Annotated in this window: 10 protein-coding genes; 3 read left to right on the top strand and 7 right to left on the bottom strand. The window is 60.1% G+C overall.

What is annotated here, in order from left to right; genetic code table 11:
- Positions 1-2: 2 nt before the first annotated feature.
- The 3 genes from EA797_RS15610 to EA797_RS15600 are packed head-to-tail and all read right to left on the bottom strand — an operon-like array spanning position 3 to position 3,727.
- The gene (locus EA797_RS15610; protein WP_122166814.1) at positions 3-251 is read right to left on the bottom strand and encodes an acyl carrier protein; all 249 of its coding nucleotides are present in this window, start codon (positions 249-251) and stop codon (positions 3-5) included.
- On the bottom strand, positions 248-2,167 hold the full coding sequence (locus tag EA797_RS15605) for an HAD-IIIC family phosphatase (protein ID WP_122166812.1): 1,920 nt from the start codon (positions 2,165-2,167) through the stop codon (positions 248-250). The genes EA797_RS15610 and EA797_RS15605 overlap by 4 nt, the downstream gene beginning before the upstream one ends.
- Before the next feature lie 21 nt (positions 2,168-2,188).
- The gene (locus EA797_RS15600; RefSeq protein ID WP_122166810.1) at positions 2,189-3,727 is read right to left on the bottom strand and encodes an MBOAT family O-acyltransferase; all 1,539 of its coding nucleotides are present in this window, start codon (positions 3,725-3,727) and stop codon (positions 2,189-2,191) included.
- A 474-nt stretch (positions 3,728-4,201) separates the two neighbouring features.
- Here EA797_RS15600 and EA797_RS15595 point away from each other — a divergent pair, with 474 nt between their 5' ends.
- Positions 4,202-5,884, top strand: a complete 1,683-nt coding sequence (locus EA797_RS15595; protein ID WP_122166808.1) for a methyl-accepting chemotaxis protein — start codon at positions 4,202-4,204, stop codon at positions 5,882-5,884.
- 258 nt (positions 5,885-6,142) lie between these two features.
- On the opposite strand, the gene EA797_RS15590 is transcribed toward EA797_RS15595, so the two are convergent.
- The 4 genes from EA797_RS15590 to EA797_RS15575 all read right to left on the bottom strand — a co-directional run bounded on the left by EA797_RS15590 (position 6,143) and on the right by EA797_RS15575 (position 10,365).
- Positions 6,143-7,483 carry a short-chain fatty acid transporter gene (locus EA797_RS15590; RefSeq protein WP_122166806.1) on the bottom strand — a complete coding sequence of 447 codons (1,341 nt, stop codon included), beginning with the start codon at positions 7,481-7,483 and terminating at the stop codon, positions 6,143-6,145.
- 134 nt (positions 7,484-7,617) lie between these two features.
- The gene (locus EA797_RS15585; RefSeq protein ID WP_122166804.1) at positions 7,618-8,799 is read right to left on the bottom strand and encodes an acetyl-CoA C-acetyltransferase; all 1,182 of its coding nucleotides are present in this window, start codon (positions 8,797-8,799) and stop codon (positions 7,618-7,620) included.
- A gap of 188 nt (positions 8,800-8,987) precedes the next feature.
- The gene (locus EA797_RS15580; RefSeq protein WP_122166802.1) at positions 8,988-9,644 is read right to left on the bottom strand and encodes a CoA transferase subunit B; all 657 of its coding nucleotides are present in this window, start codon (positions 9,642-9,644) and stop codon (positions 8,988-8,990) included.
- Between the two features lie 22 nt (positions 9,645-9,666).
- On the bottom strand, positions 9,667-10,365 hold the full coding sequence (locus tag EA797_RS15575) for a CoA transferase subunit A (protein ID WP_122166800.1): 699 nt from the start codon (positions 10,363-10,365) through the stop codon (positions 9,667-9,669).
- Between the two features lie 152 nt (positions 10,366-10,517).
- Between EA797_RS15575 and EA797_RS15570 the strand changes: the two genes are divergently transcribed.
- Together EA797_RS15570 and EA797_RS15565 are read left to right on the top strand one after the other, a co-directional pair.
- Positions 10,518-11,411 (top strand): LysR family transcriptional regulator, encoded by an 894-nt coding sequence (locus EA797_RS15570; protein WP_122166798.1) that lies wholly within the window; start codon positions 10,518-10,520, stop codon positions 11,409-11,411.
- A gap of 183 nt (positions 11,412-11,594) precedes the next feature.
- On the top strand, positions 11,595-13,220 hold the full coding sequence (locus tag EA797_RS15565; protein WP_122166796.1) for a methyl-accepting chemotaxis protein: 1,626 nt from the start codon (positions 11,595-11,597) through the stop codon (positions 13,218-13,220).
- Positions 13,221-13,450 lie beyond the last annotated feature (230 nt).

Genomic DNA, 13,450 nt, shown 5'->3' with positions numbered 1-13,450 from the left:
GATTATTTTCCTTCGAGTTTGGCGCTGATGACCTGGGCGAAGTGGCCGACATTACGCAGCGATTCCAGTTCGGCCGTCTTGAACTTGATGCCGAAGCGCTGCTCCGCCGCCACCGTGAGCATGACGTGGGTCTGGCTATCCCAGCCGTCGATGTCGTTAGCGGTCATCTCCGGGGAGAGCACGATGCTGTCGTCGTCGAACACATCGTGAAAAACCGCCGTGAGTTCCTTGAGTGCGTCTGCCTCGGTCATGCTTTTACCTCGATGAAGTGGCGGGAAGGGGTGTCGTGTGTGAGGTCCAGACGCCAGAAGGTCGCGTCGCTGGGCGCGCCTGCCGGAATCTGGTGTTGGGTAAAGCCCAATCGCGGGAAATGCTCAGCGACCATGCCGTTGCGTTCGGTGGGGCCGTACTCGCCGATGAGGGCGTTGTAGCCTGCTGCGATTGCAGCCCTGGTGATGACTTCGAGGACCGCTTCTTCGACCTGGCGGCCCAGCACGCGACAGCTCATCAACCAGCTGTCGATCAGCAACTCGTCGTCAGCGAAGGCGCTGTCCGGGCGCGCCAGGACGACGCTGATCAGGCCGTTGTCACCGAACTTGTCGGCCAGGCGGATAGCCAAGGCCACGGAGCGCGGGTCGCTGGCAATGCGCTCGACTTCTGCCTCGCTGTAGCGGCGCGTAGTGAGATTGAACTGGTTGGTCTTGTTGATCAGCTGTGTGCTGCGCGCAAGTTCGGAGGCGCCGATGGGCGTTGCGGTCATCACCATTTCCAGCCCGCGCAAATAGCCTTCCATGTCAGTGGACTGACCCATCGCGGCCTTGCGTTCAGCGTTCAGCGCGTAGTTGCGACCGCGGCTGGCGTCATCCGACGTAAAGGAGACGGCCTCGAAAAAGCCTGCAGCAGCGACGCGGGCCGGGTAGTCGGCCACGTCATCCGGCAATTCCGGCACTGCGACTTCGGGTAGTTCGCGACGAACGATGTCGCGCTCGGCCGGGTTGTCGTCGACGAATACCAGGCTGTCCAGGCCAATATCCAGCATCGAGGCGATGCGCCGCAGGTTGCCGGCCTTGTCTTCCCAGTTGGCGACGAATGCGGCGATATCGCTGCGCTTGAGCGCCATTTCGGGGTGCTCGAAAGCCGCTTCTGCGACGCTCATATCGTTCTTGCTGCACACCGCCAGGATGATTCCGCGCCGGGCCAGCTGTGCCGCGTAACGCTGAAAGGCGAGAAAGGCTTCACCGCTTGGCGAACCTTGGCCGAGGTGGATGCCGTCAATGCCATCGTCGCCGATGACACCGCCCCACAGCGTGTTGTCCAGATCCAGCACCAGGCATTTGCGTGACAGGCCGACGCTTGCCGCCACGATCCGGGCTAGTTGGTCGCCATACAGCGGTGCGAGGTTCGGGCTCACCAGCTGCTTGGCCTGATGCCAGCGCAGCGGTTCAGCCAGCCCGTCACCGTAGCTGCTGCGCGCCGCTTCCCAAGCGAGGTCCATCAGTAGGACGCCGTCTTCCCGCGCCGCGGCGCGTATGGCTGCGTTGAGGCGATCAATCACGGCATAGGGCGCGGCTGGGACAAGCGCGTCGAAGGAGCCGAAGAGGGGCGGATCAGCAGGGACGATGGTCTGCTGCACCACCTGCGCAGCGTGACGCTCGCGGGCACGGCGCCAGAGCAGGCGTAATTCATCGACTCGCTCGGCGATCGCGGCGTCCACCTGGTCCAGCGATGCTTCCAGCGGCAATTGCAGCGGCGCATCGCGGGCGTCCAGGGCCAGCACGATCAGCTGTGGGCCAAAGTCGTTGAGGGCTGCGTCTTCCATCAGCAATGCCTGACGGTACATTCCATATGGGGCAACGTATGCGCAGATCGCCAAGCCCCGTTGAAGCCCGGCGACGCGGATGGCGGGTACAAGGTGATCGACCGTATGGGAAGCGAGCAAGGCGATACGCAGCGGGCGCAGGCCGGGCACGCTCGCATCGCCCTGTGTCACGGCACGCAGGCCATCGGTTGCGAGCCGATCAAGCCGCGCGGTCTGAGTGAAGTCGCGACGAAAGCCAGCCAGCCTCGCGGCTTCGGTCAATCGTTCGACCGGGTCGGCGACGCGCTTTGCTTCACCGATGGCAGCGCCGAGGTCCGGATGTTGAGCCAGCCAGAGAAGCTGATCCATTAGCCATTCACTCCTTGTCGTTTAGAACTGGAAGTAGAGAAACTCGGTTGGCGCCACGGAGAACGCCACCGCCAGCGCAAAGAACCCAAGTACACCAATCGCGACACCAATGACCGGGGTCGGGCTCCACGAGAAGACGGGAAACCAGCGCAGCAGCCAGCTTTGCTCTGGTCTTGCGTCAAGGGCGGTTTGAAAGCGGGTGATCCATTGCTGCACGTTGGGCATCAGCCAGACGAATGCGAGCAGCAGGGCAATGGTGAGGAAGTCGGACTTGTCGAACTTGGTGGTCTGCTCGCTCAGGCCGACCATGCCTGACAGCATGGCCATCGCTGCGGTCACGCTCTCGGCGCGGAAGAACACCATTGCCACGACCACGCAAAGAAATGTCAGCAGGACGGCCCCGCAGTGATGCACAAGTTTGTTGCTGTCCAGCGGCAAACCACGGCGGGCCTTGTAGGCGCGAAACCCATGTGCGACCACCAGATAGAAACCATGCAGCAGGCCGAACACCACGAATTGCCACCCTGCGCCATGCCAGACGCCGGAGATGAACATGGTCAGCACCGTTGGATAGGCCACCAGAACAGCGAAGGTGCCGAGGCTCATCTTGCCTCGCCGCGGCATCGGCTTGCCTGCAGCCATCCGTGACCGCGTGATGCGCATGACGATTGGGTTATAGATGTAGGCGGTGAGAAAGCGCGTCAGCGTCATGTGCCAGCGTGACCAGTAGTCGATGACGTTATGCGCCTTGAATGGGCTGTTGAAGTTGACTGGTAGTCGCAGACCAAACATAAGGCCCAGCCCGATGGCCATGTCGCTGTAGCCGGAAAAGTCGAAGTAGATTTGCAGCGTGTAGGTCAGGGCGCCAAACCATGCGTCGTAAAGCGCGGGCACGGTGCCGTCGGCCGCGACCGCGAAGATCGGTGAGGCATTGGCCCCCAGCGGGTCGGCGATGATCACCTTCTTGAACAGCCCCAGCACGAACACGGTAATGCCCAACGAGATGTTGTCGATGCGCGGCCGAAATGTGCTGCCATCCTTGAACTGCTTGAGCATTTCGCCGTGGTGAGTGATAGGCCCGGCGATCAACTGCGGGAAGAAACTGATGAACAGGCAGTAATTGACGAAGTCGTGCTCGCTCACTTCGCCATCGTGGGCATCCACCAGATAGGCGACCTGCTGAAAGGTGAAGAACGAGATCGCCAGGGGCAGGATGATGTCGCCCACTGACCAACCCAGCCCTAACAGGCTATCGAGCGAGCCGAAGAGAAAGCCCGTGTACTTGTAGTACCCGAGCAAGGCGACGTTTGCCGCGACACCGAGTATCAGCAGCAATCGCGAAGGGCGGCGCATCAGATAGCCGCCGATGAGGTAGTTCGCGACCATGCTGCCGACCAGCAAGGGTACGTAGGCGGGGTTCCACCATCCGTAGAAAACCAGCGAGGCGAGCGTCAGCCAGATTGCTGCGTATCGTTGCCTTCCGGTGCCCGCGAGAATGATGAAGCCAAATAGAACCACCGGAAGAAATCCGGCGATAAAGATCACGGAGTTGAAGAGCATCGTCCTTTCCCTATCCCTGAAGACCCACCACACCGCACTAGAAAGCTACTGCGACGCTTGTCGAATTCCTTCATTTCCGGCTCACACGAGGATGACGCCGCAGCAGGTCTAATTCCTTTCAATTCATGGATGCTTAGCTCTGTCTGTTAACTGCGACTCAAGTCTGAAATAAAAAGTTGCGAAGGTGAACTGGCCGATATCTCCGTTCAGACGAGTGGATATGGCGCCGAAAACAAGCGAAACGGCGGAGATAGAGTGCCCGTTCGGTGTGGCTTACATAAATTGCGACGAGCGGTCAGGCTGGGCTGAGAGCAAGCATGCTCGGTAAAGATTGGTCTTTATTCCAACTCAGAGTCAGCAACCTCACGTCAGCGCCGAAGTTGGAACCGGTCGTCATTCCCGAGATTGAGCATTGAAGTATCCGGACGGTCAGCCGATGACCCGTGAGTACCAACAACTCACTCGAGATCCACCATGCGTATGACCTTGAAACTCAAAGTGCTGCTGTTGGCACTGATACCCGTTGCCTTGTTCGCGCTGGTGCTCAGCGGAGCGGTGGCAAAAATTCTTAACGGAATGGCCGAGGAAGAAGTCGCTGATACCCGCGAGCGGATGATCCAGGACAGCCGTGCACGGCTTGAGGATTACATCCGTATCGGCATCAGCAGCGTCGCTCACCTTTACGAGCCCGCCGCTCAAGGCGACATGGCCAGCCGCGCGCAAGCCATCGCCATTCTCTCCAAGATCAAGTTCGGCAAAGACGGCTACTTTTTCGGACATGATTCGAATGTGGTTCGCCTCTTCCGTGGCGACAGCCCGGTCGATGTCGGCTCCAATCTGAATGATCGTCGCGATTCCAATGGCGTCTATATCAACCGTGAGCTGGTTGCGGTCGCGAAGAACAACACCTACTACGTCAATTACTCATCGCCCCTGCCAAGCAACGACAAGGTTCAGGTGCCCAAGCTTGCCTACAGCTATTACCTGCCCAAGTGGGACATGGCTCTGGGTACTGCCATCAACCTGGATGGCATCGAACTGGCACTCGATGGAGTCCGGGCGGACATCGAGGAGCGCGTGCAGTCCATTCTCACCAGCATTCTGGTAATCGCCGCTGTGTTGCTCGTTGGGCTTGGCATTGCCGGTGTAGTGGTAAGCAACTCTATCGTTCGCCCGATTCAGGTCATCAAGGACCAGCTGGACGAAATCGCCGCCGGCGATGGCAACCTCACACATCGTTTGCCGGAGCATGGCAGGGATGAACTAGGCCAGCTGGCTGGCTCCTTCAACCGCTTCGTTGGCAAGATCCACACCATGGTGACTCAGGTCGCCGAAATGACCGGCCAGTTGACCGGCATGGTCGCCGAGGTGGCTTCCCAGGCCCAGCGCTCTGAAAAAGCGATGGAAACCCAAAGGCAGGAAACCGATCAGGTCGCCACCGCCATCAACGAAATGTCCGCTGCGGCGCAGGAAGTGGCCCATAGCGCCCAGGGTGCGGCCGAAGCGGCCCAGAAGACCGATCAGGAAGGCCAGCAGGCCAAGGCGGTGGTCGATTCCAGCATCCGTCAGATTCACTCGCTGGTTGAAGAAATCCGTAGCAGCGGCACCTCGCTGGATTCTCTCCAGCAGGATGTTCGCGCCATCGTCGGTGTGCTGGATGTGATTCGCTCGATTGCCGAGCAGACCAACCTGCTGGCACTCAACGCCGCCATTGAAGCGGCCCGTGCGGGTGAAGCCGGTCGGGGCTTTGCGGTGGTAGCGGACGAAGTACGGGCTCTGGCCAGCCGCACGCAGAAGAGTACTCAGGAAATCCAGGGCATGATTGATCGCCTGCAGACCGGCACACAGCAGGCTGTAGCAGCCATGAGCCGTTCCAGCGAAGCGGGCGATGCCAGCAGCGCGCAGGCCAATCAGGCCGGTGCATCGCTGGATGCGATCTCTCATCTGATCGCGACCATCAACGGCATGAACGCCCAGATCGCCAGCGCCGCCGAAGAGCAGACCGCCGTTGCCGAAGAGATCAACCGTAGCGTTCACCAGATCGCCAACGCGGTAGAGAACGTCGCGGTGGAAACCCAGCAGGGTGCGCAGACCGCACGCAACTTGGCTAGTGTGGGCGACCGCCTCGGTGCGCTGGTTCGTCAGTTCCGCATCTGATGCGGCTCTATCTCGCCAGATAGCTCAAGTTGGTTTCATGAAAAAACCCCGCATTTGCGGGGTTTTCCATTAGTGCAGGCCAGCTTTTTGAAGTGCCGGTCTTTATTAGGCGAAGGAGTAGAGGCAGCCCTTCAAAGCGCGACAGAGAAAGCACCCTGCCGCGCAATCTCAGGGTGGATCACGCTTCACTGATCACTGATCCACCGAACGGAGTGACGGTGAATGTAAAAAGCGCCATCCAGCCTACCGGACTCCGCGTCAGCCAAAGAAGTACAGGCAGCCAGAAATGACGATGCCTGAGTACACCAGCATCAGCAGGCAGTAGCCCATGATGTCGCGCGCTCCCAGGCCGACGATGCCGAGGATCGGCAGCGCCCAGAATGGCTGGATCATGTTGGTCCAGGCATCACCCCAGGCGATCGCCATGGCCGTTACCGCTGGCGCCACGCCAAGCGCTTGCCCTGCAGGCAGCATGATCGGGCCTTGCACCGCCCATTGACCGCCACCGGACGGTACGAAGACGTTGACCAAGCCGGCGCTGAGAAAGGCGAGCACCGGGAAGGTATCGGCAGACGACCAGGCAATGAAGGTGTCGGTGACCTGCCGGCCCAATGACAGCCCGTCCGCGTTGGCGCCGACCATCATCCCCATGATCCCGGCGTAGAAGGGGAACTGGATGACGATGCCGCTGATGCCGCCGATGCCATCCTGCACCGCGCGCATGTAGCGCTCGGGCGAACCGTGCAGCGCCAGACCGATGAACAGGAACAGGCCGATGACGATGTTCAGGGTCAGGGCGAAGCCGTTCTCGGCAAAGTAGTAACCGAAGTACACCACGCCCAGGGCCACGATGATCAGGTTGAGAATGCGGCTGTCGTCCATACGCTGCGCCAGGGTGTTGCGCGGCAGCGGTTCATGTTCCGGATCAAGCAGCAGCGCGGGGTCGGCGACCTTGGGGTCTTTCGGGTGCATCGCCCAGTTCAGGATCGGCAGGCCGATCACCAGCAGCCCGATGATGGTCAGGTTCATGGTGGTGAACAGCGTGTCGCCAACACCGATGGCCGTGGTAACCACGCCGCCGGTCATGCGCTCCAGATCCGCGCCGCCCGTAGCCAGCGACAATGGAACGGAGCCGGAGAGCCCGCCGTGCCAGATCAGAAAGCCTGAGTACGCCGCTGCGACCAGCAGCGGATAGTCGACCCCTTTCACTTCACGGGCCAAGGCGCGGGCGAACACCGCACCGATGACCAGGCCGAAACCCCAGTTGATCCACGAACCGGCCAGTGCGACCAGGGTCACCATGACCACAGCGCGACCTGGGGTCCTCGCAGTGCGAGCAAGGCCTGCCAGTAACCGATGAATCGCCGGAGCGCTGGCCAGCGCATGCCCGGTGACCAATATCAGCGCCATTTGCATGGCGAAGGTGAGCAGGTTCCAGAAACCCGACCCCCAATGTTTGGCCATGGCGGGCACGCCTTGGCCGGTCACCAGCATGCTGGCGACCAGCACGATGAGGCTGAGGATGATCGCGAAAACGAAAGGTGAGGGTAGATATCGCTGAATGAGCTTTACGCTCAAGGCGGTAACGGAGCTGAGCATGGTCGTTGATCCTATGTTGTTCTTCTTTTTTATAGGCGGCGCGCGAATCGCGCGCGCCGCGATTTTATCTATACATCGTTGCGATCTTTCCTGGCTGCGGCGTTAACCCTCCACTGATGAGCCGATGCGTTAGTTCAATTGCGTTCGATGGCCAGGGCGACGCCTTGGCCACCGCCGATGCACAGCGTTGCCAGGCCCTTCTTCACGTCGCGACGAACCATTTCGTGGAGCAGGGTGACCAGCACCCGACAACCGGACGCACCGATGGGATGGCCGAGCGCGATGGCACCGCCATTGACGTTGACTTTCTCCGCATCCCAGCCCAACTCCTGGCCGACCGACAGCGCCTGGGCGGCGAAAGCCTCATTGGCTTCGATCAGGTCCAGCTCGTTCAGCGACCAACCCGCTTTATCCAGGCAGCGGCGGGTCGCCGACACCGGTGCGATGCCCATGACCGCCGGATCAACGCCTGCGTTGGCGTAAGCCTTGATGGTTGCCAACACAGGCAGGCCCAGGGCCTTGGCCTTGTCTGCGCTCATCAGCAGTACCGCGGCGGCGCCATCGTTGAGGCTGGAGGCATTGCCGGCAGTGACCGAGCCGTCCTTCTTGAAAGCGGGTTTGAGTTTGGCCAACGCCTCGGCTGTGGTGCCGGCACGCGGTTGCTCGTCGGTGTCGAAGCGCAGCGGCTCGCCTTTGCGCTGAGGGATCTCGATCGGTGTGATCTCATCTTTGAAACGACCAGCCTCGATGGCAGCAACCGCTTTCTGTTGGGATGACGCGGCGAAGGCGTCCTGTGCCTCGCGGCTGATCCCATATTTGTCGACCAGATTTTCGGCGGTGATGCCCATGTGGAAATCGTTGAAGGCATCCCATAGACCATCACTGATCATGCTGTCGACCAGTTCGGCGTGGCCCATGCGCAGCCCGGTTCGTGCTTTGGGCAGTACATAGGGCGCCAGGCTCATGTTTTCCTGACCGCCAGCGATGATCACATCCGCATCGCCACAGCGAATCGCTTGAGTAGCCAGATGCAGCGCCTTGAGGCCCGAGCCGCAGACCTTGTTCAGGGTGAAGGAGGGCACCGCGTGGGGCAGGCCCGCCTTGATCGAAGCCTGGCGGGCTGGGTTTTGGCCGGAGCCGGCTGTCAGGACTTGCCCGAGGATGACTTCGTCGACTTCGGCGGGGTCCAGCCCGGTCTGTTCCAGCAGGTGTTTGATAACGGCGGCCCCAAGGTCCGGCGCGGCGATGTTGGCCAGTGCGCCCTGAAAGGCACCGATAGCGGTACGGGTTGCTGCGACGATAACGACGTCTTGCATAGTCGGGCTCCAGTTGAATTGGATGTTGTTGTGATGCTGGTGTGTCGTTTTCTAAATTACGGAAGTCGTCAACGCATGCGTTGCTGAACACGCACCCCTCCGTAGGAGCCAGCTTGCTGGCAATAACCAGCCGCTGGCCCTCACAGTCGATGGGTCTAACTTGCGTTCCCAAAGAATGTCATGCGTATCTAGAACGTCATTTCCGGAACATGATCCGGCACCACCAGCTCACCGGCTGTCTTGGCGATGATTTCCTCGACGCTCACGCCCGGCGCCCGCTCTTTGAGGATGAAGGCGCCGTTCTCGATCTCCAGATAGGCGAGATCGGTCAGCACCCGCTTGATGCAGCCGGCGCCGGTAAGCGGCAGCGTACATTTGGGCAGCAGCTTGGACTCACCGTCTTTCGAAGCATGGGTCATCAGCACGATGATGTTCTCGGCACCGGCGACCAGATCCATGGCACCACCCATGCCCTTGACCAGTTTGCCGGGGATCATCCAAGAGGCGATGTTGCCCTGCACATCGACTTCAAAAGCGCCCAGGACGGTCAGGTCGATATGCCCACCACGGATCATCGCGAAGGATTCGGCGGAGTTGAAAATCGAGGCGCCGACGCGTGCCGTGACCGTTTGCTTGCCGGCGTTGATCATGTCGGCGTCCAGCTCCGCCTCGGTGGGAAAGGCGCCCATGCCGAGCAGGCCGTTCTCCGATTGCAGCATCACTTCCATGCCCTCGGGCACGTAGTTGGCGACCAGAGTCGGGATGCCGATACCAAGGTTCACGTAGTAGCCGTCCTGCAGTTCGCGGGCGACACGCTGAGCCATTTGTTCGCGGGAAAGTGCCATCGTCAGTTCCTTATTCTTGTGATCAGCTGCGGACGGTGCGCTTCTCGATGCGCTTTTCGAAGGTGCCGCAGATGATGCGGTCGACGTAGATGCCGGGCGTGTGGATCTGGGCGGGGTCGATCTCTCCGGGCTCGACGATTTCCTCGACCTCGACCACGGTGACCTTGGCGGCTGCCGCAGCGAGCGGGTTGAAGTTCTGCGCGGTGTGCCGGTAGATGACGTTGCCGTAGCGGTCGGCCTTCCAGCCTTTGACGATGGCGAAGTCGCCAGTGATGGCGTGCTCAAGGATATGCGGACGGCCGTTGAATTCACGCACATCCTTGCCCTCGGCGATGGGCGTGCCGTACCCGGTCGCGGTGTAGAACGCAGGGATGCCGGCGCCGCCTGCGCGCATTTTTTCGGCCAGAGTGCCCTGAGGCGTCAGCTCGACTTCGAGCTCGCCATCGAGCAACTGCTTTTCGAACAAGGCGTTTTCGCCAACATAGGACGCGATCATCTTGCGGATCTGCCGGTCTTCCAGCAGAACGCCGAGGCCGAAGCCGTCGATGCCGCAGTTGTTGGAAACCACTGTCAGATCGCGAGTGCCCTTGCGCTTGATCTCGGCAATGAGGTTTTCAGGGATGCCGCACAACCCGAAGCCACCGGCCAGGACAGTCATGCCGTCCTCCAGGCCTTCTAGCGCCTCGGCATAGGAATTCACGCGCTTGTCGAAACCAGCCATAAACCTTTCCTTCTTGTTGTTGGTGACCCGAAGGTCGTGCTCCCGAGTGTTCCTTTCCTCTGTGGATTTGTTAAGTTGATTTTTAAGCGCTATTAATTGAACTAATAAATCAATAAATACGTGCGCTTCACAGCGTGCAGAGTGAACCAAGCATGACCGTCAAACAGCTGCGTGCCTTTCTAGCGGTAGCCAATACCTTGAGCTTCGCTCAAGCCTGCGAGCGGCTGCATCTGTCGCAATCGGCTTTGAGCCTGACCATCAAGGCGCTGGAAGACGGCATGGGCGGGCGTTTGTTCAGTCGTACGACGCGTGCGGTGAGCCTGACGCCCGAAGGTGAGGCGCTGCTGCCACTGGCACGCAGGTTGTTGGCCGACTGGGACAATGCCGAGGACGAATTGCGTCAGCGCTTCACCTTGAAACAGGGCAGGGTAACGCTTGCCTCGATGCCGTCATTCGCAGGCAACCTGTTGCCGGCAATACTGCGTGCCTTCAGCGATCAGTATCCATCGATCAGTGTCACGGTGCATGACGTAATCAACGAGCAAGTGATGGAGATGGTGCGTGATCGACAGGTAGAGCTGGGCATCGCCTTCGAGCCGGAATCGAGCATGCCGTTGAGTTTCATCCCGCTCTACACGGATCGCTTCGTGGCGGTTGTTCCGGCAGATTCAACGCTTGCTGTCAGCGATGGGCTGGTATGGGATGACCTGCTCGAGCAGCCTTTCATCACCTTGCAGCGACCGTCCACGGTGCGCTTCATGCTTGAGGACCATCTTCGTCAGCGCGGCCGCAATCTCCCAGTGCAATTCGAAAGCCACCAGCTCGCAACCGTTGGCCGCATGGTGGCCTGCGGTCTGGGCGTCAGTGCGGTGCCCGCCCTGTGCTGCGCGCAGATGCTGGAGGTCGGCGCGCAATGCGTTGCTCTGAGCGATCCCGTTATCGAAAAGCGGGTGGGCATATTGACCAAACCCGGCCATGAACTCTCGGTTGCGGCCCAGGCGATTGCAGATGCGCTCTGTGCTGCCACGGGTTATCCGCGAAGCTGACGACGATTCAGCAGGTGCCCGCTTATTGATCTAAATCAACAAACAGATCGACGGTGCTGGAGCGCCTGCGATATCGACCGATAAGTCAGCATGGACCGTTTCGGCTCGGCCGCGCGTCCGCCAGCACCATGGCGTCTCCGCCTTTCGGTGCGCAGTTGGCTAACTTTCGGATAGGTGACACTCATGTCTCTACGCAACATCGGAATTGCTCCGCGCGCTGCACTTGGCTTCGGTCTGGTTGCGCTCCTCTTGCTGTGCCTTGGTACGTTTTCACTGATGCAGATGGCGAAGATGGACAGCGCCTCGGATGACATTAGCCAGAACTGGATGCCGTCGCTGGCGACGCTCAAGGAAATCAACCAGGCGATCCTGCGTCAGCGGATCTTCACGCTTCGCTCGATGGTGCTCACCGATCAGGCTGCGCTGACGAAAAACGCGTCGAACATCAGTGAGCTGAAAGCGTCCGTCGAAAAACTGAGCACGGAGTACCGGGGCTACATTACCGGCGCTGAAGAGCAGGCCTTATATGACGCTTACAGCCGTGCATACCAGGTATATCTGAAAGACCAACAGCAGGTCCTGGACTATGTAAGCCAGGGCCAAGCCGATGCAGCACGTGAATACCTGAATGTGACCCTGCTGGGTAATGCCGACGCGTTGATGAAGACCCTCATCGCTCTCGGTGACTTCAACAACGCTGGACTCAAAGTGGCGGCCGATCTGTCAGCTGATACCTACGACAGCTCCCGTATCGCTGTTATCTCTACCATTGTTGTGGCCATGCTGGTTACCGCGCTCCTGGCCTGGCTGCTGATTCGCAGCATCGTTCAACCATTGGCTGAAGCTGTACGAGTGACTGAGATCGTAGCCTCAGGCGATCTGACCAAGACCATCACGGTGGTCGGCAAGGACGAACCCGCTCGTCTGCTGGAGTCGATGAAAGCCATGCAGGCCAGCCTGCGTGAAACCATCATGAGCATCTCGGACTCGTCCACTCAGCTGGCATCAGCCGCTGAAGAACTCAACGTGGTGACCGAGGACTCAAGTCGCGGTCTGCAGCAACAGAACAGCGAAATCGAACAAGCTGCCACTGCCGTAAACCAGATGACCGCAGCGGTCGATGAGGTTGCGCGTAATGCCGTTGCCACTGCCGAAGCGTCCAGGCAATCGGAGCAGTCAGGGCGCGAGGGTCAGCAGCAAGTCAGCCGTACCGTTCAGTCCATCAACGAACTGGCGCAAGGTGTCACCACGACGGCTGGCCAGGTCGGCCAGCTCGCCGAGAAAGTCCGCGACATCAGCAAGGTACTCGACGTCATTCGCGCCATCGCCGAACAGACCAATCTGCTGGCGCTGAACGCCGCGATCGAAGCCGCCCGTGCCGGTGACGCCGGACGTGGTTTTGCCGTGGTAGCCGATGAAGTGCGGGCCCTGGCTCACCGAACCCAGCAGTCAACGCAGGAAATCGAAGAAATGATTGGCGGCATCCAACACGGGACCGAAAGTGCAGTGCATGCCATGCAGCAGAGCAACCAGCAGGCGCACTCGACTCTGGTTGTGGCACAGGCCGCCGGGCAGGCACTGGATCAGATCGCCGCTGCGATTGCGACCATCAGCGAGCGCAACCTGGTCGTTGCGAGCGCATCGGAAGAGCAGGCACAGGTCTCACGTGAAGTAGACCGGAACCTGATGAACATCCGCGATCTATCCATGCAAACCTCCGCTGGCGCCAACCAGACCAGCGCTGCCAGCCAGGAACTGGCACAGCTCGCCGTCGGGCTTCGCGCCCTGGTTGGTCGCTTCTCCGTGTAGGAGTCAGGCCTTTTGATGGAAACGCCCCGCACACTCACGGCGGGGCAGGCGCTTAGCAATCCTCGCTCGCAAAGATGGGACAGTCTCGGCCTCTATGCTTGAGCATTGTCCCGGACGACCTATAAGCCAGTGGGATTGCTGCATGAGCCGATCGTTGGCATTACCACAGGTACGCTTTTGCGATTATCGCCCCATCGGACGATAATCGCCCATCGCATCTGACCCAGCGG

Source organism: Stutzerimonas zhaodongensis (assembly GCF_003696365.1).
Taxonomy (GTDB): Bacteria; Pseudomonadota; Gammaproteobacteria; order Pseudomonadales; family Pseudomonadaceae; genus Stutzerimonas; species Stutzerimonas zhaodongensis.
This window is presented reverse-complemented; position numbering and strand designations above follow the sequence as displayed.

Coding starts and splice junctions, on each gene's coding strand:
- EA797_RS15610 (WP_122166814.1), bottom strand. CDS start 251: ATGACCGAGGCAGACGCACTCAAGGAACTCACGGCGGTTTTTCACGAT.
- EA797_RS15605 (WP_122166812.1), bottom strand. CDS start 2,167: ATGGATCAGCTTCTCTGGCTGGCTCAACATCCGGACCTCGGCGCTGCC.
- EA797_RS15600 (WP_122166810.1), bottom strand. CDS start 3,727: ATGCTCTTCAACTCCGTGATCTTTATCGCCGGATTTCTTCCGGTGGTT.
- EA797_RS15595 (WP_122166808.1), top strand. CDS start 4,202: ATGCGTATGACCTTGAAACTCAAAGTGCTGCTGTTGGCACTGATACCC.
- EA797_RS15590 (WP_122166806.1), bottom strand. CDS start 7,483: ATGCTCAGCTCCGTTACCGCCTTGAGCGTAAAGCTCATTCAGCGATAT.
- EA797_RS15585 (WP_122166804.1), bottom strand. CDS start 8,799: ATGCAAGACGTCGTTATCGTCGCAGCAACCCGTACCGCTATCGGTGCC.
- EA797_RS15580 (WP_122166802.1), bottom strand. CDS start 9,644: ATGGCACTTTCCCGCGAACAAATGGCTCAGCGTGTCGCCCGCGAACTG.
- EA797_RS15575 (WP_122166800.1), bottom strand. CDS start 10,365: ATGGCTGGTTTCGACAAGCGCGTGAATTCCTATGCCGAGGCGCTAGAA.
- EA797_RS15570 (WP_122166798.1), top strand. CDS start 10,518: ATGACCGTCAAACAGCTGCGTGCCTTTCTAGCGGTAGCCAATACCTTG.
- EA797_RS15565 (WP_122166796.1), top strand. CDS start 11,595: ATGTCTCTACGCAACATCGGAATTGCTCCGCGCGCTGCACTTGGCTTC.